This is a genomic window from Brevibacillus sp. HB1.1 (genome assembly GCF_013332445.1).
GTDB lineage: Bacteria > Bacillota > Bacilli > Brevibacillales > Brevibacillaceae > Brevibacillus > Brevibacillus porteri.
In genome coordinates, this window is the sequence record NZ_JABMIV010000009.1 from 161,157 (window position 1) to 178,849 (window position 17,693).

Sequence of the window (17,693 nt, forward strand, 5' to 3'; positions counted from 1 at the left end):
GCCCCTCGTTGTGGGATAGATGGATGTTTGTTATTAGGCAATACGCTCCAAATCCGGATTGTAGCGTTTTACATAGGTATAAATTTCTTCCCCGAGCAATTGCGTTCTCACGAGCTCATCTGCCTGTTCACTCAAATGCTGGGTGAGTTGATTGGTTCCATTTTCGATGCGTCTTTTGGCAGCCTCAGGCAGCGTCAATACATGCGGTACGAGTAATTGCAGGTACCAGACGCCCTTTTCTTCCTCGGAGACATCGATCTCCAGTTCCATATCCGAACTATCGAAATCGTACAGCTGGTTAAAGAGCGACTCCCTTTTTTCCAGCGTCATTGCGGTAATGTCGATTTTTTCCACGCTCAAATAATACTCTTCATTGAACAAGACAATTTTGTCGTCAATCTCCTGATACTTTTTCGCCAGCGGATTCATCGTCATCGTTCCTTTCCATCTCACATCTATCCTATAGCATACTACCTTACTGAATATTTAGGCAACTCGTCCGTGTAGAAAGGGCCTTGCTCGATGCAAGACCCTCATTTATTACAGGAGTGTCGATCCCTCCACTACGGCTTGTGCGTCCTCCTTGGAAATAAGGACAGCGCGAGCCTTACCGCCGCTTTGTCCTGCGACGTACCCATCTGCCTCCATCATTTCGATGAGACGAGCAGCACGGTTATATCCGACGCGGAAACGGCGTTGCAATCCAGATGCAGAAGCTTGTCCTTGATCGGCCACGAACACGAGCGCTTCTAGATACAACGGATCATCTCCGCTGTCAAACGATGCAACCTGCTGCTCCAAATCTTCTTTGCTGAAAATGTACGCAGGCTTTCTTTGCTTTTTGATCATGTGCGTGATTCGCTCGATCTCGTCATCTGAAACGAAGTTCCCTTGCAGACGAACCGGAGTCGTGCCGCTCTCAAGGAACAGCATGTCCCCTCTACCCAACAGTCGTTCTGCCCCAGACTGATCGAGAATCGTACGTGAGTCAACTTGGGAGAACACGGCAAAAGCAAGACGAGTCGGTACGTTTGCCTTGATGTTTCCGGTAATAACATCTACGGATGGGCGCTGTGTCGCCAGAAGCAAATGAATACCGCAAGCACGTGCCTTCTGAGCGATCCGGATAATGCAATCTTCCACATCCTGCGGCGAGACCATCATCAGGTCAGCCAGCTCATCGATGATGATTACGATATAAGGCAGCTGATCATCTGTCGTCTGATTGTAGCGTTCAATATCGCGAACACCCGCATCTACGAACAGCGCATAGCGCTTCTCCATTTCTTCCACGGCCCACTTGAGAGAAGCCGTTGCTTGCTTGGCCTCCGTCACGACCGGCGTAACCAGATGCGGCAAATGATTGTAAGGGGCGAGCTCCACCATTTTCGGATCGATCAAGAGCAATCGCACCTGCTCAGGAGTCGCCTTGTAAAGCAGACTGACGATGATAGAGTTGATGCAGACACTTTTACCTGAGCCTGTCGAGCCGGCAATCAAACCGTGCGGCATCTTTTTAATATCCGCAATAATCGGCTCTCCGCCGATGTCCATACCGAGTGCGACCGCCAGCGGAGAGGAATGCTCCTGAAACTTGTCTGAGCTGATGATCTTTTCGATTAATACAGGCTGGCTGGACATATTCGGGACTTCGATTCCGATGGCATTGCGACCTGGAATCGGTGCCTCGATGCGAATGTCTTTGGCAGCTAAATTCAGTTTGATATCGTCAATCAATCCCGTAATCTTGTTCACTTTTACGCCGGGAGCCGGTTGCAGCTCAAAGCGTGTCACGGATGGACCTTTGACAATCCCTACTACCTGAGCGCTGACATTGAAATTCGCGAGCGTCTCTTCCAATAACAGCTTTTGAATTTGGGTATGCTCATCGTCGTCATCGCTAACCGGCGGGCTCGGATTCAACAGTCCCAAATCCGGCAAGTCGTATGGCGGCTGTGCTGACTCTGCTCCTTGGTCAGCTTCAGTGGACGAGTCTTTTACCGGAGCAGACGCAGGTTGCTTCGTCATGGATACCTGAGACATGTTCACGGGCTGTGCAGCGGATGCAGCAGGGACAGAGACTGGAACGGATTCTGGTATGGTTTCTGCAACGGATTCAGCAACTGGTTCTACAATCGGTTCTACAGATTCCACAACTGGTTCCACAATTTGTTGAACAATAGATTCAGGTTCAGTTGGCTCTGTTTGCTCTGGCGTATCTTCGGAAACCGAACCCACTTCTGCTGAACTGAGCTCCTGTGGTGAATCTACTTCTGCCCTTTCTAGCAATCTGCTAATTGCAGATGCATAGGCAGGCTCTTCAAGGCCATCGCTCTCTAGCTCTGTTGCGTCTTCTTGATTCTCCTCCCCAGCAGAAGGAGACTCCACGTGATCGCCATCATTCTCGCTCTCCACCTGCACAACCGCACTGCGTGTAGTGATCAATCTATGCTCGGCTTCCTCATGGGCTAGTCGCTCTTCCATCGTTTGAGAGTAGTCTGTCGGTTCTGGTTGCCCAATAGACTCCGATTCCTTCTCTTCGGAATTCTCGCTCGCCATTGATTCTGCGAGTTCTATCTCTTCAGTTTGTGCCTCTTCTTCCTCATTCTCCCGAGCTACAATCTCTTCGCCTTTTGGCTCAAAAGCATCAACATCAGAATCTTGCAGATCCGTAGCTTGCAACTCCGTATCTATCATTTTCCCTGCTATTTCTTCTGCTACCGTCTCTTCCATTTGTATGGAAGCAACAACCTCTCGTTCTGAATCAAGAGCTTCTGCCATAGCAGACTCCGAAGCAGTCTCTTCTCTTTCGTTATGTATAGATTCATCTCCAACAACATGCTGCGGTTCATTTTGCTCAAAAGAAGCAGTCTCTTGCTCCTCTGGAAAATACCGCTCGCTCATCTCTTGTTCCCACTGCTTCACCTGCTGCAAATGCTCTTCTTGCTCCAGACGCGGATATATGATTCCCGCAGTCGTATGAATCCGATGCTCTGCCTCGCGCGTCGCGGGGGTTATCTTCCCATAAACAGGGGAAACGATTTCAGACGGCTGGTAGGCACGCTTTTCTTCTGTAGAAAAAACGGGTCTCGTTACTTTTTCCGCTTCTTTTTGCGGCGTACGGTTTGGACGCTGCGGTATCTCGATGTTGTTTTTGACAAGCTCAGGTTTCTTTTTCTCGAAAACAGGCTCTGTCTTTGTTTCCAGCACACGATCATTTCCTGGCCGCACCGTTTCACGCTTGGGCTCGAATCTCTCACGAGGTGCCTGCTGACGACTGCGTTCATTCGATTCGGCAGGATTTACGCTATGATTACGCTTCTTGTCCAAATAGTCATCCGGGACAACTGGAAAACGAAACTGACGCTCTCTTCTTTGACGCACATTGTCTTCTATATCTCGATTGCTTACCCGTTCTTTTGGGTAGATGCTTTTTGTTTTCGCCTGAGGCTGAGGCTGACGGGGAACGGGATTACCTGTTGGGTTACCGGTACCTACTGGACGGCCTTCTTCCTCTATTTCTTCTTCTCTTTCTCCCTGAAAAAAGTTCATCAGCTTTTGAAGCCACGACCACATGTTGCAACGCCCTTTCTTCACTAACCATCTTTTCCCCTTCATCTTACCACGAAAATGGGGCAGAATTAGCTGGATTGTGATTTTTTTCCGTTTTTGCGAAACCTTTTCTCTATTTGTGCGTAGAAGAAGAGGGGAATAAAAAATAATATACATAGGGGAGGAACACATCATGTGGAAAAAAGGAAGCGCCCTTCTGGTAGCAGGTACAGTATTGCTGACCGGTTGTGCTGGCGAGGCATCCCTGGTGCGTGATTCTATCGTAGCGACAATTGAAAAGCCAAACTATGATTTTGAAGGCTCCTTGAAGCTGACAGGCGACGTTGAGAAATTGCCTGAAGCATTCGGAGAAACGGCTGACAAAGAAGGAACGGCGTTGTTGTCCGCTTTGAAAGCAGGCGTAACAGTAAAAGGCTCCCAGCTGGATATGGATACTGTGAAGTTTGAAGTAGAAGTTAAAGACGACAAACTCCTGCGCGACAACAAGCTGTGGACAGGTGACAAAAAAGCATCTGTTGAAACGATCGTTGACGAAGATAAAGTCTATGTGAAGTCTCCACTGGACAGCAAGTACTTGGTAATCGATTCGAGCGCATCCAATCCTTTCATGGCTGAGTTTGGCGGCTCCGATGCTGCTAACGCTGCGAAGCTGAAAGACTACCAAGACAAAATGAACGACCTTACTTTCAACTTTGTTAAAAAGTATGTAAGTAAATATGGCTATACATTGACAGACGCGAAAAACCATGGCAAACAATCCGTTACATTGCCGAACGGTGAAAAAGTAGAAGCGACTCACGTAACTGTAAAAATCGACGCAAAAGAACTCGTGAAAATGTTCTTCTTCACAGCTAACGATGCAGTAGCTAGCAAAGAAGTAAAAGATTTTGCGATCGATATGATGGTACTGACCACTTCCATGACAGAAGATCTGTATCCAGAACTGGGCAAGAAAACTACAGAAGCTGAGAAGCGTGCAACTGCAGAAGCAATGGTCAACGAAGGCATGGCTGAAGCGAAAAAATGGCTGGAAGAAACAGGTAAAGTATACACACCTGAAAAAATCGTAGAAGAAATGAAAAAAGAAGGCTTCCACAAGCTCGCTTGGAACCTCGACTTCTACATCGACAGCAACAAAATGCCAGTGAAACAAACAAGCGATCTGAGCGTAACTTTCCAAGCTCCTGAAATGAAGCAAGCAGTGACAATCGGTCTGGCTGCTGATCAATATGCATACAACTTCGGAAAAGCAACCAAGTTCAATGCGCCAGCAAAAGATGCTGGTCTGACTGTAGAACAGCTGGTGAAAGATGAAAAAGCAATCAACAGCTTTAGCGACAAAGGCTTTGTTCGTCCAATCGCTGAAAGCATGGTTGATCAACAAAAATGGATGGAAGAATTGACTGAGGATCTGGAAGCTGAAGAAGCAGCGACCACTACGAAGTAATATTTTTCCTCACGAAGAAAGCACGGCGCCTCTCGCGTCGTGCTTTTTTACATCCCCATAAAACTAGAGAATTTGCTGCTCTTCCAGGTATGTAAGGACACTCTGGACAGATTCTTCAATTGTCTGCTTGTCGCTTTCAATGACCAGTTCCGCTTGAACAGGCTCTTCATACGGTGCTGAAATCCCCGTAAACTGACCAATCTCTCCACTTCTCGCTTTTTGGTATAGTCCCTTCACATCCCGGCGCTCACACTCATCCAATGAACATTTTACGTATACCTCGATGAATTCTCCTGCCTCTACCAGATTACGCGCAAGCTCCCGGTCTTCCCGATAAGGAGAGATAAATGCCGTCAAGGTAATCAAGCCTGCATCTACGAACAGCTTCGCGACCTCGCCAATTCGGCGAATATTTTCCCGTCTGTCCTCTGCCCCAAACCCCAATCCGCGGTTTAAGCCGTGACGTATATTGTCACCATCCAGTACGTAACTGACTAGTCCTCTTTGATGCAATTCGTGTTCGACTGCATTAGCCAACGTCGATTTACCCGAACCAGACAGCCCCGTAAACCATAAGACACAGCTTTTGTGGCCTGCACGCTTTTGACGGTCTTGTTTGGTTACCGTCGTTGGATGCCATACGATATTCGCGGTGCCCTCTCTACTCATTGTCTCTCTCCTCTCTTACAACCGCTTTCTTCTAGCCGATTATGATACGGACACCGGTCGCATCCCTTCGATCAAGACCAGCGCGACCTCAGGACGGCTAAATTCAGGTGGCGGAGCCTCCCCGCGCGCCAGCATTTCCCTCACTTTTGTTCCGGACAGCGCGACATGGTGCTCACTATCATGCGGGCATGTTTTGGTAGAGGCCATGTTTTCGCAGATCTTACAATAAAAGCTGTTCTCGAAAAATAATGGCGTAATCCCTAGCTCCTCTGGCTGGAACTGGCGGAAAATATGCTGGGCATCGTACGTCCCGTAATAGTTGCCAACACCCGCGTGGTCCCGACCTACAATAAAATGAGTGCAGCCGTAATTCTTCCTCACCAGTGCGTGAAAAATCGCTTCCCGCGGTCCTGCATAACGCATCGCAGCTGGGAACACGGCCAACTCTACCCGGGTAGCCGGATAGTATTTTTCCAGCAATACCTGATAACTGTTCATCCGCACATCCGCTGGGATGTCATCTGCCTTCGTTTCGCCCACTAGAGGATTCAAAAAGAGACCGTCGACGATTTCGAGTGCTGACTTCTGGATGTATTCATGCGCGCGGTGGACTGGGTTGCGCGTCTGAAAGCCGACAATCGTTTTCCAGCCCTTCTCGGCAAATCTTTCTCTCGTTTGTGCCGGATCGAAGTGATAGCTGGCAAAGCGACCTTTTTCGGCGCGCCTTACCAACGTAATGGGGCCAGCCAAATAAACGGCGGGACGCTCCAGTAGTTTTTTCACCCCAGGATGATTCGTATCGTCGGTACCATAGACGAGCCGGGCTTCACGCTCCTTGTCAGGTGAATAAATATCGGTGATCGCAAGAATGCCATAGACCGAACCTTGATGGCTCAACCGCACCTTGTCTCCAATCTGCAAGGCTCCTGCGACAGTGGTCGAGACCGGAAGCGTAATCGGAATGCTCCAAACGGTACCATCTACCAGTCGCATCTGCTCTACGACAGAAATATAATCCGCACGATTCAAAAATCCCTCAAGCGGACTGTAGCCCCCAATCCCGATTAACTCCAGATCTGCGAGTGCAAATGCATCTATCTCTACCTCATGCGTAGTCACCGACAGGTCTGCCTGTGGATCAAAACGGTTTACCAGCTCTCCCCCGTGAGGTTTCCCACTCATACAAAAGCCCCTCCTATCCTTGGTTTGTTCTTCTCTTTTTCGTTACCTTGCGAGATGCAAGCCACATTCCGTTTTTCCTGCTTGCGCCCAGCGCCCTGCTCTCGAATCCTCGCCCTCTTTTACAGGACGAGTACAAGGAGCGCAGCCGATGCTCGGATAGCTCTGGTCGTGAAGGGGGTTGTACGGTAATTCAAATGCCCGAATGTACTGCCATACTTCCTCCGACTTCCAATGAATGAGCGGGCAAATTTTTAGCGACTGGAATTTTTCATCGCGATTGATAAACTCGACATTCGCTCTCGTGGCCGACTGCTCTCTGCGTAGTCCTGACAACCATGCAACCGCTCCGGTCAGCACACTTTCCATCGGCTGTACTTTGCGGATATGGCAGCACATATCCGGCTGCCTGCTCCACAATTCTTCTCCATGGAGGTCTGCCTGCTGTGCCAGCGTGATTTCCGGCTGCTTGACCGTTATCTGCAACGCAGGATACCTCGCTCTCACCTGCTCAATCAAGCTGTACGTCTCGGAAAAGTGGAGATTCGTATCCAAAAAAGTGACCTTGGCATCCTTTTTTATTCCACTGATCATATCGAGCAGCACCATGGCCTCGGCCCCAAAGCTACAAGAATAAATCAAATCATCTGAAAACGTTTGGTAGGCCCATCTGATTACATCTATGGTGTCGCCCTTTGCGAGACTATTATTGATGGAAGCGAGTTGTTCCTCTGTAGCTGTCGCAAAATTTAGCTGGCTCATGTGCCCCCTCCTTGATCATTCAGCGTACGATCCTTCCTGCGAACTAGTCGTCGACAAGACAAGCGTCTGCCCACGCTTGGCATGGTCGCGCCACGCCATGAGCTCATTTATATGGATCGCTTTATCTTCATGGCTGCTCACGGTTTGCCAGCCCATTTCTCTCGCCGCAGCTGCTGTTTCCTTCCCGACACATACGATCGGTGTCTTTGACCAGGCATTGCCGGCGAATTGCGCCAGCGCTGACAGCGTATGAGCCTCATCCGTCGCTAGCCAATCAAATGACAATCCTGCCTCTTTCGCACCGAGGTGCTTCTCATCCCATTCCACTGTGCCTGCTTGGATCACTTGAATCACCTTGCCGTGGCCCAACGTGATTCTTTGCGGCTTCCTTGCCCCTATGTAAAGCACCTGCTCTTCTTTTTCCAAGGCAAGCAGGTCAGGGAATGCGAGCAGTGATGTGTTCTCATCCAGCACCAAGTCCGGATATATCCCCCGTTTCTCGAAAGCCTCAAAAGCCAGTTGCCCACAAACAGCCAGCTTGCTCGTCAAGCGCCGTACATCAAAACGCTGTTGTCGCAAGGCAGAAGTAAAAAAGGATACTTGCTGCTCATTCTCGAAGACGAGCCAACGATAAGTGGCTAGCTCTGTCAATGGTGTGTCAAACGTGCAGCGTTTGATCAAAGGAATCGGTAGGACTTCGGCGCCCAACTGCTCCAATGCAATTACGAGCTCGCTATTTCCTTCATCGCTTGCTCTTCCTGCAACGGCTACTCGTTGTCCGAACAAGGGGCGTGATTCGTACCAATTCAGCGATTCTCGCAGACGAACGACCTCACCAACAATAATGATAGCGGGTGCGGCAAAACGAGCCTGCTCGACTTCCTTATCTATCGTCCCAAGCTTGCCGATCAACGTCTCCTGCTCACGCACCGTCCCCCAGCGCACGAGAGCAACGGGCGTATGGACGTCTTTTCCATGCGCAAGAAGGCGCTCCCTGATGCGAGGCAGATTTTTCACACCCATGTAGATGACCAACGTTTCCATCGAGGCGAGGGCAGCCCAGTCCGGTTCCTTTCCCGCATTTTTTTCACACAAGTGACCAGTGACAAAAGCGACGGAAGAGTTGTAGTCACGATGAGTCAGCGGAATCCCCGCATAGAGCGGAGCCGCCATCCCGGAAGTAATCCCTGGGACGATCTCAAACGGAATAGAATGGTCACGGCACATCTGTGCTTCTTCTCCTACCCGCCCGAACATACTCGGGTCCCCGCCTTTCAGTCGAACGACATATTTCCCTTTTTGAGCTTCCCGGATGAGCAGGAGGTTGATCTCTTCTTGCGGCAATGTATGATGATCCGCCTCTTTCCCGCAATAGATGAGGGTGGCTCCCTTTTTTGCGTACGAGAGAAGCTGCGGGCTTGCTAGGCGATCGTACACAATCACATCCGCAAGCCGAAGCGACTCCATGCCGCGAATCGTCAGCAGCTTGGGGTCACCAGGCCCTGCTCCGACAAAAACGACTCTGCCTGTGTTCATTACGAATCCGTCCTCCTTGCTGCTTGGTTCCTTCACAGGAAGAGCCCTCGCCATATTTAAGTAAACGTAGAGGTTTCCACTACGTACCCGACTCCTTGGCGTCCGAACGGCTTCTTTTCAACCAAGCTCAGCTCTCTGATACGAGGTGGCACTATCGTATGTCGCAAGAGATTGTTCTCAGCTGAAGTGAAGGCTCGCTCATCCGTTTTGGCGATGACCACAACCGTCAGTAATCGACCTTCCTCTAGCACGGCTTCCAGCTTGTAAAGGTAGCTCTCTGTTTCCTCTGCCATGACATGTCACCCCTTAACCTGGCTATACCCGCACAAGCATTACGCTGGTTGCAGAATGGAGTCAACCTGTGCTTGGATATGGGAAAGTCCTACCCGCTCCACATAGCGCCAGTATGGTTCGCCTTCCTGACGATCCGCCTTGTACAGCGTGATCAATTGGGCAAGGAACGGACCGAGTTTGTCCACAGTAATCCGCGCGTTGAGCTTGCGGTTGAATTGCGGTTCCTCCAGTGTCCCACCTACGTAGATGTCAAACGCCTCTACCATTCCGTTCGATGTCTTGACCAGTGCGCCTTGCAGGCCGATATCCGCAATTTGGCGCTGACCGCAAGAATTCGGACAACCGATCATATGAATGCGCAGCGGCGTTTCGAGAACGACCGTATCATCCAAATATTGAGCCAGCGAACGCATCCGCTCCTTGGTCTCCACGATAGCCAGATTGCAATATTCCGTACCTGTGCACGATACGGCATACCCGACAAACGTATTGGGCTGCAATTTGAAACGGTTCACAATTATCGGCTCATTGCGGAAAGCTGCGACCTTCGCTTCGGGAATGTTGCGTATCAGGACATTTTGGGTGTTACAGGTGCCAATCGTTCCATCGCCATATTCGTCTGCCAGACGGGCAACTTCATTTAGCTCCCCTGCATTCATTCGTCCAACGGGAACAGACAAGCCTGCGTAATATAGTCCTGCTTGGCGCTGCTCGTGAATGCCGTAAAAGTATCCACCATTCCAGCCCGAGGTTAAATCGATACCACCCGGCTCAAGCTCTCCAACCAGCTCTATTAATTGCTCCTTGAACTTTTCCGGTCCCCAGTCAGCGACCAAGAACTTAAGACGTGCATGGGTACGTTTTTGACGGTAGCCGAAATCGCGGAACAGAGTCGTAACTCCTGCCGCCACTTTGACGACCTCCTCTGGTCGAACGAACACATCCAGTTGCTTCGCCAAGTATGGCTTCGCTGACAAGCCGCCACCTACCCATACATGAAAGCCGATTACTTCCTCGCCAGCCATGACTTTTTTAGCCGGAGTGAAAGCCAGATCGTTGATTTGCGCATGCGCGGCGTTATGAATATTGGCAGAAAGCGATATTTTGTACTTGCGTGGCAGATTGGAGAAGTCACGATTGAGCAAGAAGAATTTTTCCAACTCCGCTACGATGGGACGCGTATCCAGCACTTCATTGGGATCAATTCCTGCCAGTGGGTTCCCCATGATTTGCCGCGGGCAGTCTCCACATGCTTCAAAAGAGGATAGTCCCACAAAGGCGAGCTGATCAAAAATGTCAGCGAGCGATTCTACCGTGAGCCAGTGAAATTGCACGGCCTGACGTGTGGTCACATCCACCAGATCACGTCCATAATCTTCCGCGATGTTGGCGAGCACCCGAGCTTGTTCGCTGCTCAAAATGCCTCCAGGTATGCGCACGCGCATCATGAAGTGGCCGTTCTTTGGTCGCTGCTGATAGATGCCTGCCCATTTAAATCGATCCATGTCAGAAGATTCAATCGATGCGAAACCTTCTTTGGAATAGGTGTTTACGATCGTTTCGATGACATCCAGACCGTCTTTTTCCAGCTTCGTAAACTCCATTTTGTTGAGGGATGGATCAGCAGCCCACTTCCACTGCTTTCTCTCTGCCATGCTCGTACATGCTCCTTTGTGAGAAGATGTCAGTTACCAATGCCATTCGAATCGATTGGCTCATCCAGTCCGCAATCAGGGGGTGGGGCAAGTACGCACTGCCCTCATAGCGATAAGCCAAGCCCGCAAGTCGTTTCGGGATTACTTGTCGCGTGAAATAGCCCTGGCTGACGAACAGAGGAAGCACGAGGACATCCCCTTTTTGTGCCAGTGAACAGGCTTGATCGTACAGAGTATCGGGCCTCAGTGTCGCATATCCGGCAGCGGCAAATGCATAGCGGTTTTGCAAGCGGAATGTCAGACGCAAGAGCAGCTTTTCCCACCGCTCATGACATCCAGGCAAGTCACTGCCGTGCCCGACGAGCAACAAAGCCTCCTGACTAGGCATGTGTGATAGACTTGCGATTCGCTCTGCCACGATCTGCTCGACGTTTCCGTGATCCTCCAATGGCGGACACCAGAGAATTCTTGCCTGAACCGGAACGCGAATCAGGTCTGTCTCTCCTGTCGGCCATGGGTCTAATCCAAGCATCGCGCGGATTTCCCCTACGTGATTGCTTCCTGCCGTAGCGAATAGCGGAACGACGACAATCGTTGTAGCTCCTGATGCTTCCAGACGTTTCACTTCCTCGCTGATGCTTCGTCCTTCCACTCCTCCCAAGTAAGCTACCCGAATTGGCAAATCAGTGCGGCACTGCCAAACGGCTGATTCCACCAACGCCAACCAGTCAGGATCGGGTGAACCGTGAGCAATTACCAAAACCACTGTTTTCGCCATCGGATAATCCCCTTATCCAAACTTATTTTGTAATTCATATATGTTTACTCGGAATTATAATTGGGATGGATTGCTCCGTCAATAACAAAATCAATATTCCACTTGAACATAATAAAAAAGCAACCGCTATCTCGTGCGGCTGCTTACAACGTTTGTTATTTTGTTGTAAATACGTCTTTTAAAAACTTCGAAACCTGAGAACGTGCTTGAACCCCTTTATCCATAATCCCAGCCAGCCAAAAGAATCCATGGATCATTCCCTCGTAGCACTTATATTCTACAGGAACTCCAGCTTCCTTCAGACGCTTGGCATATTCCGCACCATCGTCTCTTAAAGGATCGTATTCTGCTGTAATAATAAGAGTCGATGGTAAATTCTCCAAGTCATAGTTCAATAAAGCTGAAGCAAATACATTGTATCTGTGAATTTCGTCACCTAAATAGTTTTGAGCTGCCCAGAAAACTCCCTTAGTCGTAAGCAGATAACCTTCGGCATTGTCACGGTATGATGGTGCCTTGTCGAAAGTCAAAGTAAGATCGAGGTTCGGATAAACTAATACTTGAGCCGCTAATGAGAGATTGTTGTACTTTTGTGCCATGGTGGCAACTCCAGCAGCAAGATTTCCACCCGCGCTGTCCCCACCAATTGCTATTCTTGTTTTATCTGCATTCAGCATGGAACAATTTTCAGCTACCCATTTGGTAGCTTCATAACAATCCTCTAGAGGAATCGGGAATTTATGCGTAAAAGCTTTGCGATACTCTACTGAAACAACGATGCACTCAGCTTCATGTGCTATGTTTCGGCATAGGGTATCCACTTCATGAATGTCTCCTGCCACCCATCCACCACCATGCAAATAAACAAAAACAGGTAATGAATCTCTTTCATTTGGCGTATAAACTCGAACCTTGATATCACCGTTCTTTACAGGAATTTGAAAATCTTCTACTTTCGATACAGCTTTTGGTTCCCCATGCTCTCCACGAAGGGAAGTAACATCATTCACTCGTGCAAGATACGCTTTGGCTTGTGGATCTAAGGCCATAAAATAGTCCTCCTTAAAGTTTTTTATCAAATATTGATCTGGAAATAGCGACGAGCCGCTTCCTCGATCTCGTGTCCTTCCAGTTTTTCTTTTGTTTTCTCTTTGCCGTTGACGATAATCAACGTATTTCCTAACAATGTGATACGTCCATTTTCCGTTACTCTCGAAAGGAAATACATCTTGTTGAACATCGATTCAGGAGAAGTTTCCGTTAAAACACAGATTGGGTGGATGTTCTCTAAATTCCATTGATGGGAAGGTGTCTCAAATCGATATTGATTTTCCCACTCCTCGCCGGTCTTCTTTTGCAAATAGTAAAGCGAATGGGTCTCATCCTTGTATACGCGGTAAACTCCATCACTATCAATAACTTCACCGCCACTCATTGGAACAGGGAGCCGTGGCGAATTACCGCCCATGCCTACATCCACCAAGTATTCCTCGTTATTAAGCGGTACGATGTTGAACAAATGGGCGTTTTCAAGAGCCCAGACTCCATTTCCTACATAGACGGTTCCTGCCATCAGATAAGGCGCAAATCCCAGTTCTTTTAGCAGAAAATAAAATATTCCGTTTAACTCGTAGCACACTCCACCCTTTTTGGCATGGACAATTTTTTGATATAGGTCTTCTTCATGCAAAGACAGAGGTTTTTTTGCAAGAATATCAAGATTCTCAAAATGAACATGGAGGACATGCTGTTTTTGGAGATGGGACAAGTAATCGAGACTCAGCTCACTTCTTCTTTCAGCCTGAATATGTTCTAAATATTTTTGTGTATCCATGATATGATCCACCTCTTTTTATACTTAATCATTTATAATGTTTCTGTTTACGTTTTTATTATAAAGTTGATCATCAATAAATAAAAATATATAATTCATTATCATATTAATAACACTGAATATATCAATATAAGGTGGAAATGTACTATGGAATTACTTCAGCTCAAGTATTTTCAGACAGTCGCCCGTACGGAACATATGACAAAAGCGGCACAGGAACTCCGTATAGCCCAGCCAGCTCTCAGTGTTACCATCGCTCGTTTGGAGGAAGAATTAGGAGTCCCCTTATTTGATCGGATTGGGCGACAAATCCGCCTGAATGTTTTTGGACAAGCTTTTCTCAAGAAGGTGGATATCGCTCTTGGGGCATTAGAAGATGGGAAACGCGAAATTTCAGACCTAGCTGGATTGGAACGTGGAAGTGTTTTGTTAGCTACGACAACCTTGAATCGAGTATCTGAATTACTGGCACCTTTTCTATCCTTATATCCTCACATCAGCTTTCGCATCACCCAAGCAACGACAGAAGAATTGAAGGTTCAACTGCTCGAAAAAGGTGAAATCGACTTTTGCCTCGCTACTTCCTCGATTGATCGGCCGGGAATCTGTAATCTGCCCTTATTGACAGAAGAGATCGTACTGGCAGTGCCAAGTGCTCATCGTCTCGCAGGCCGCCATCGAATCCACCTCAGCGAAGTAGCAAATGATCCGTTCATCAGTCTAAAACCGGGGTATATGTTCCGTGAGATCACCGATGATTTCTGCCGAGAGGCTGGTTTTCTACCCAATATCGTATGTGAAGGGGACGAACCTGCAGCCATCAGCGGCTTGGTACGCACTGGCCTTGGTGTTGCATTTTTACCAATCGCCGCTAAAAAGGAATTGCCACCGCTTACGCTCCTTCATATTGAGGAGCCTGTTTGCCAATGGACTCCTCATTTGGTTTGGCATGAAAAGCACTACTTGTCACTTGCTGCACAGACCTTTCGTGAATTTGTTGTACAGCATTACGCTCAAGAAAAACAGTAATCACAACAAAAAAGCTGTCAGGCCAATACCTGACAGCTCCTCTTATTCCTCACTCTTTTTCCTCGTTCGACGATACAGCAAATCCATACTTTCCTTGAGCGTCTCATATTCGTGCTCGCTCAAGTTTTCGATCTGTTGGATGTTTGCGATCGTCTGCTTTTTGATCTCTTCGGTCAAGCGATCTTTCTCATCCGGGCCTTTGCTTTCATGTGTCTCTGTCCAATGCGTAGCAAAATTCGCCGTCAAAGCTCCTAGCATTCCGATCCCCGTTATCATCAAGATCGTCGCCATGATTCTTCCTCCCGCCGTCACGGGCGAAATATCACCGTAGCCGACTGTCGTGGTTGTCACAATCGACCACCACAACGCATCCGGGAAGCTTTTGATGTTCTCGTTTACACCGTATTCGAGCAAATAAATAGCAGTCGAGCTCCACAGCATGATGATCGTGACGACACCAACTACTTGACGCATCGGGCCTGATCGAATGATTCCCAACAAAAACGGCGAAGCACGCACGATACGCACCAGCCGAAGCACACGCATGATTCTGGCTAAATACAAATAAGAGTCCAATGGAATCATCGCGATCAGGTCGAACCAGTTGGCGAAAACGAATTTTCGTTTGTCTTTCGCCCTCCATAGCCGGACCAAATACTCGACAATCAGCATGATGATCAGCGCATTGTCTACCTTGTCCATCAGTTCATCAGTCAGCAGAGGGTGATTAGAGAAGTCTGCAAACAACAGGATCGCATACGTAATCACTAGCATAATGATAAAAATCTCATACATGACGCGCCAGAACAAAAAGACTCCTCCCCGTGCTCATAAGTGCCTGCTCAAAATATGATCTGTTCCGCATCGAAAAAGAGGCGAGAACCTGAAGCGGGAGGAGCCAAATGTAGAGAACCTACACGAGCACCAGACTTCGAAGGTGAACGCCTCTTTCCATGCTTAGTAGCTGATCAGCGCAGCCATCAACAAGCCCGCTGCAATGCTCAATCGCGAAGCGAAAATACCGACGGCTACGTTCCCGTTCGGAATTTCAGACACGACTTTAAATGGTGTGACCCATTCGAACAAATAAAAAACGATGACTTGAAATACCATTCCTACAATACCCCAGATGACTAAATCCCACAAGTTAACGGAGTGGTATACAGCCGAAGCGAGGACGATTGCCAAACCGATGATTTTCCCTCCCAAATCGTGCGAGGCTGCTTTTGCCGCTGCCATTTTCTTCGGATCGTCAGTCTGTGCCCCCTGCTTGATCAGATCAAATTCTTTGTAAGGAGTCGTGATTGTAAACACAAAAATTCCCACAGCCAATATCGGAATGGTTACTGCCAAATACGCCAAAAAATTCAATACGTAATCCAATTGTCCCAACATATAAATTGTCCTCTCCTTTCGCTACTTGTCTATGCCCACCGGCAAATAATAGGATAGGTTGTTTGTAATCGGTCCTCCGACACGGGCTACAATTGCCGATGCCTCTGTGCCGATCCAAAAGGCCCCCCAGAGTAGCCGCCCAGCATAAGCTCCCTTCATCGTCTGAACCGTTATCCGTGGAAGCTCCACACGTTTCTGATAAATCATCGGTTGCTCCCAGTAAAACTCTTCCTGATCCTTCTCTTGCAGCGTACCATCTGATGCAAACAGCATGACACCGCCACCTTCCCGCCCAAAAATCGGCTTCGTGACATAGTCCTCCCTGCCTGCAAACCGATTTTCAAAATAAGTCGGCAGCATATAAGCTTCGATGATCGCGTGCTCCTCTTCGGTAAAAAATTCATTCGCCTCATGCAAGTTCCAGATGAGTGCCTGCAAAGCCTTCGTCTGAATGAGAAACGCAGAAGGAGGATTCATAATGGCGAGTTTTTTGCGGGCAATCAACGAAAGCACATGCTCACCAGTCGGGTAGCCATCTTCATCCTGTTCTACCGCCAGCTTTTCCAAAGCATGCAGACGGTACAGCACATCGACTGGCAGTAGCTCCTCATTCTCCTTTACATAGAGACGATCTTGCCAAACACGCAAATGCTCCAAAGCGGCAAACCGAGCAGACAGACCCGATTGGTTCAATAAGTACAATGTCGTTCCCTTGTCTTCCTCATGCCAGTCGAGCGAGCTAAACCAGACAGAATCCGTATCATAGCCCTGTGCCCGATACGCGTCGACCACCTTGCTGAATGCCGAACGCAACTGCCGCTCCATCCCTTCATTCGGGTCCTCGCGCTGGAAATGGCGACAAGCACGACCGTTCACATAAAAAGCCTCGACGATTCCTGTAGGGGTATCGCTGTTGCACTCAAGCATCTTCAATCCTTCTGTTGTCTGGGCAAAATCAAAGCGTCCAATCACAGTCGGCACTGTTTGGGAAACGACAATCCTGACTGCCTGCAAAGCCTGCTTTGGCACTCCTAGTTCCAACAACAGGGAGTCCTCTGCACGCTGCAATACCGGAACGACCTTGGTAAAAATTTGCCCAAGCCGCTCGGTTGCCATCGCGATTTCCTCTCGAAAGGAGGGCGGGATCAGGTGGATATCATAAAGCGCATACTCCTCGCCATACATCCAATCCCAGGTAAATACGCCCTCTTCCCGCATCGGGCCATACAGCGCCTCTCGTTCTCGTCGGTTAAGGTCTTCCACTTCCATCACCTCACCCGGAGCTGGAATAGCCCGAGCTGCCGATACCGCCTTTGGAGCTGCTCGTGCTTATGCCACTCGATACTCCGGATTTGCTCTTGTAAGACCTGTAAGTAGAGCTCGAACCCCCACTGCTGCTGCTATCGTCACAATAGCCGTCATTGTCGTTATCGTAGCAATCATCATCATAGTCATCCCCGGAAGAACAACCGCTGATCGCAAGTGCTGCAGCGACGAACATTCCGACTACTTTCTTCGATTTCGTTTGTGCCATCTTTCTTC

At 48.7% G+C, this 17,693-nt stretch carries 17 protein-coding genes; 2 read left to right on the forward strand and 15 right to left on the reverse strand.

Going from position 1 to position 17,693, the window contains the following annotated elements:
• Window positions 1–33: 33 nt before the first annotated feature.
• Window positions 34–429, reverse strand: coding sequence for a hypothetical protein (locus HPY27_RS21925; protein ID WP_026043245.1), 396 nt, complete (start codon window positions 427–429; stop codon window positions 34–36).
• Between the two features lie 111 nt (window positions 430–540).
• The gene (locus tag HPY27_RS21930) at window positions 541–3,576 is read right to left on the reverse strand and encodes a DNA translocase FtsK (protein WP_173623721.1); all 3,036 of its coding nucleotides are present in this window, start codon (window positions 3,574–3,576) and stop codon (window positions 541–543) included.
• 169 nt (window positions 3,577–3,745) lie between these two features.
• On the opposite strand from HPY27_RS21930, the gene HPY27_RS21935 reads away from it, so the two are divergent.
• Complete coding sequence (locus tag HPY27_RS21935) at window positions 3,746–5,020, forward strand: hypothetical protein (protein ID WP_017250541.1); 1,275 nt, start codon at window positions 3,746–3,748, stop codon at window positions 5,018–5,020.
• Between the two features lie 63 nt (window positions 5,021–5,083).
• On the opposite strand, the gene cysC is transcribed toward HPY27_RS21935, so the two are convergent.
• The 9 genes from cysC to HPY27_RS21980 all read right to left on the reverse strand — a co-directional run bounded on the left by cysC (window position 5,084) and on the right by HPY27_RS21980 (window position 13,727).
• Window positions 5,084–5,689: an adenylyl-sulfate kinase gene (gene cysC / locus HPY27_RS21940; RefSeq protein WP_174225940.1), complete on the reverse strand. Its 606-nt coding sequence runs from the start codon at window positions 5,687–5,689 to the stop codon at window positions 5,084–5,086.
• A 39-nt stretch (window positions 5,690–5,728) separates the two neighbouring features.
• Window positions 5,729–6,871 carry a sulfate adenylyltransferase gene (gene sat, locus HPY27_RS21945; protein WP_174225941.1) on the reverse strand — a complete coding sequence of 381 codons (1,143 nt, stop codon included), beginning with the start codon at window positions 6,869–6,871 and terminating at the stop codon, window positions 5,729–5,731.
• Window positions 6,872–6,913: 42 nt separating this feature from the next.
• A complete protein-coding gene (locus tag HPY27_RS21950) occupies window positions 6,914–7,630 on the reverse strand; it encodes a phosphoadenylyl-sulfate reductase (RefSeq protein WP_174225942.1) in 717 nt (238 codons plus the stop codon).
• Between the two features lie 15 nt (window positions 7,631–7,645).
• Entirely contained in the window at window positions 7,646–9,166 is a 1,521-nt protein-coding gene (cobA, locus tag HPY27_RS21955) for a uroporphyrinogen-III C-methyltransferase (protein WP_174225943.1), read from the reverse strand.
• Between the two features lie 56 nt (window positions 9,167–9,222).
• The gene (locus HPY27_RS21960; protein WP_173623725.1) at window positions 9,223–9,459 is read right to left on the reverse strand and encodes a DUF3906 family protein; all 237 of its coding nucleotides are present in this window, start codon (window positions 9,457–9,459) and stop codon (window positions 9,223–9,225) included.
• A gap of 39 nt (window positions 9,460–9,498) precedes the next feature.
• Window positions 9,499–11,115 (reverse strand): nitrite/sulfite reductase, encoded by a 1,617-nt coding sequence (locus HPY27_RS21965; protein ID WP_174225944.1) that lies wholly within the window; start codon window positions 11,113–11,115, stop codon window positions 9,499–9,501.
• Window positions 11,081–11,893: a sirohydrochlorin chelatase gene (locus HPY27_RS21970; protein ID WP_174225945.1), complete on the reverse strand. Its 813-nt coding sequence runs from the start codon at window positions 11,891–11,893 to the stop codon at window positions 11,081–11,083. Before HPY27_RS21970 ends, HPY27_RS21965 begins: the two co-directional genes overlap by 35 nt.
• 155 nt (window positions 11,894–12,048) lie before the next feature.
• Window positions 12,049–12,942 (reverse strand): alpha/beta hydrolase, encoded by an 894-nt coding sequence (locus HPY27_RS21975; protein WP_174225946.1) that lies wholly within the window; start codon window positions 12,940–12,942, stop codon window positions 12,049–12,051.
• Window positions 12,943–12,968: 26 nt separating this feature from the next.
• Complete coding sequence (locus tag HPY27_RS21980; RefSeq protein ID WP_174225947.1) at window positions 12,969–13,727, reverse strand: arylamine N-acetyltransferase family protein; 759 nt, start codon at window positions 13,725–13,727, stop codon at window positions 12,969–12,971.
• Window positions 13,728–13,874: 147 nt separating this feature from the next.
• Here HPY27_RS21980 and HPY27_RS21985 point away from each other — a divergent pair, with 147 nt between their 5' ends.
• Entirely contained in the window at window positions 13,875–14,756 is an 882-nt protein-coding gene (locus tag HPY27_RS21985; protein ID WP_174225948.1) for a LysR family transcriptional regulator, read from the forward strand.
• Window positions 14,757–14,798: 42 nt separating this feature from the next.
• Here HPY27_RS21985 and HPY27_RS21990 read toward each other — a convergent pair whose 3' ends face one another.
• The 4 genes from HPY27_RS21990 to HPY27_RS22005 form a co-directional block, all read right to left on the reverse strand.
• Window positions 14,799–15,566, reverse strand: a complete 768-nt coding sequence (locus tag HPY27_RS21990) for a potassium channel family protein (RefSeq protein WP_174225949.1) — start codon at window positions 15,564–15,566, stop codon at window positions 14,799–14,801.
• 147 nt (window positions 15,567–15,713) lie between these two features.
• Window positions 15,714–16,151: a DUF350 domain-containing protein gene (locus tag HPY27_RS21995; protein WP_017250553.1), complete on the reverse strand. Its 438-nt coding sequence runs from the start codon at window positions 16,149–16,151 to the stop codon at window positions 15,714–15,716.
• 21 nt (window positions 16,152–16,172) lie between these two features.
• On the reverse strand, window positions 16,173–17,420 hold the full coding sequence (locus tag HPY27_RS22000) for a glutathionylspermidine synthase family protein (protein WP_174225950.1): 1,248 nt from the start codon (window positions 17,418–17,420) through the stop codon (window positions 16,173–16,175).
• Between the two features lie 4 nt (window positions 17,421–17,424).
• Complete coding sequence (locus HPY27_RS22005) at window positions 17,425–17,685, reverse strand: hypothetical protein (RefSeq protein ID WP_017250555.1); 261 nt, start codon at window positions 17,683–17,685, stop codon at window positions 17,425–17,427.
• Between the last annotated feature and the right edge of the window lie 8 nt (window positions 17,686–17,693).

Bases quoted from the DNA above. Each gene is read 5' to 3' on its own strand.
- HPY27_RS21925 (WP_026043245.1), bottom strand. From the start codon at position 429: ATGAATCCGCTGGCGAAAAAGTATCAGGAGATTGACGACAAAATTGTC.
- HPY27_RS21930 (WP_173623721.1), bottom strand. From the start codon at position 3,576: ATGTGGTCGTGGCTTCAAAAGCTGATGAACTTTTTTCAGGGAGAAAGA.
- HPY27_RS21935 (WP_017250541.1), top strand. From the start codon at position 3,746: ATGTGGAAAAAAGGAAGCGCCCTTCTGGTAGCAGGTACAGTATTGCTG.
- cysC (WP_174225940.1), bottom strand. From the start codon at position 5,689: ATGAGTAGAGAGGGCACCGCGAATATCGTATGGCATCCAACGACGGTA.
- sat (WP_174225941.1), bottom strand. From the start codon at position 6,871: ATGAGTGGGAAACCTCACGGGGGAGAGCTGGTAAACCGTTTTGATCCA.
- HPY27_RS21950 (WP_174225942.1), bottom strand. From the start codon at position 7,630: ATGAGCCAGCTAAATTTTGCGACAGCTACAGAGGAACAACTCGCTTCC.
- cobA (WP_174225943.1), bottom strand. From the start codon at position 9,166: ATGAACACAGGCAGAGTCGTTTTTGTCGGAGCAGGGCCTGGTGACCCC.
- HPY27_RS21960 (WP_173623725.1), bottom strand. From the start codon at position 9,459: ATGGCAGAGGAAACAGAGAGCTACCTTTACAAGCTGGAAGCCGTGCTA.
- HPY27_RS21965 (WP_174225944.1), bottom strand. From the start codon at position 11,115: ATGGCAGAGAGAAAGCAGTGGAAGTGGGCTGCTGATCCATCCCTCAAC.
- HPY27_RS21970 (WP_174225945.1), bottom strand. From the start codon at position 11,893: ATGGCGAAAACAGTGGTTTTGGTAATTGCTCACGGTTCACCCGATCCT.
- HPY27_RS21975 (WP_174225946.1), bottom strand. From the start codon at position 12,942: ATGGCCTTAGATCCACAAGCCAAAGCGTATCTTGCACGAGTGAATGAT.
- HPY27_RS21980 (WP_174225947.1), bottom strand. From the start codon at position 13,727: ATGGATACACAAAAATATTTAGAACATATTCAGGCTGAAAGAAGAAGT.
- HPY27_RS21985 (WP_174225948.1), top strand. From the start codon at position 13,875: ATGGAATTACTTCAGCTCAAGTATTTTCAGACAGTCGCCCGTACGGAA.
- HPY27_RS21995 (WP_017250553.1), bottom strand. From the start codon at position 16,151: ATGTTGGGACAATTGGATTACGTATTGAATTTTTTGGCGTATTTGGCA.
- HPY27_RS22000 (WP_174225950.1), bottom strand. From the start codon at position 17,420: ATGGAAGTGGAAGACCTTAACCGACGAGAACGAGAGGCGCTGTATGGC.
- HPY27_RS22005 (WP_017250555.1), bottom strand. From the start codon at position 17,685: ATGGCACAAACGAAATCGAAGAAAGTAGTCGGAATGTTCGTCGCTGCA.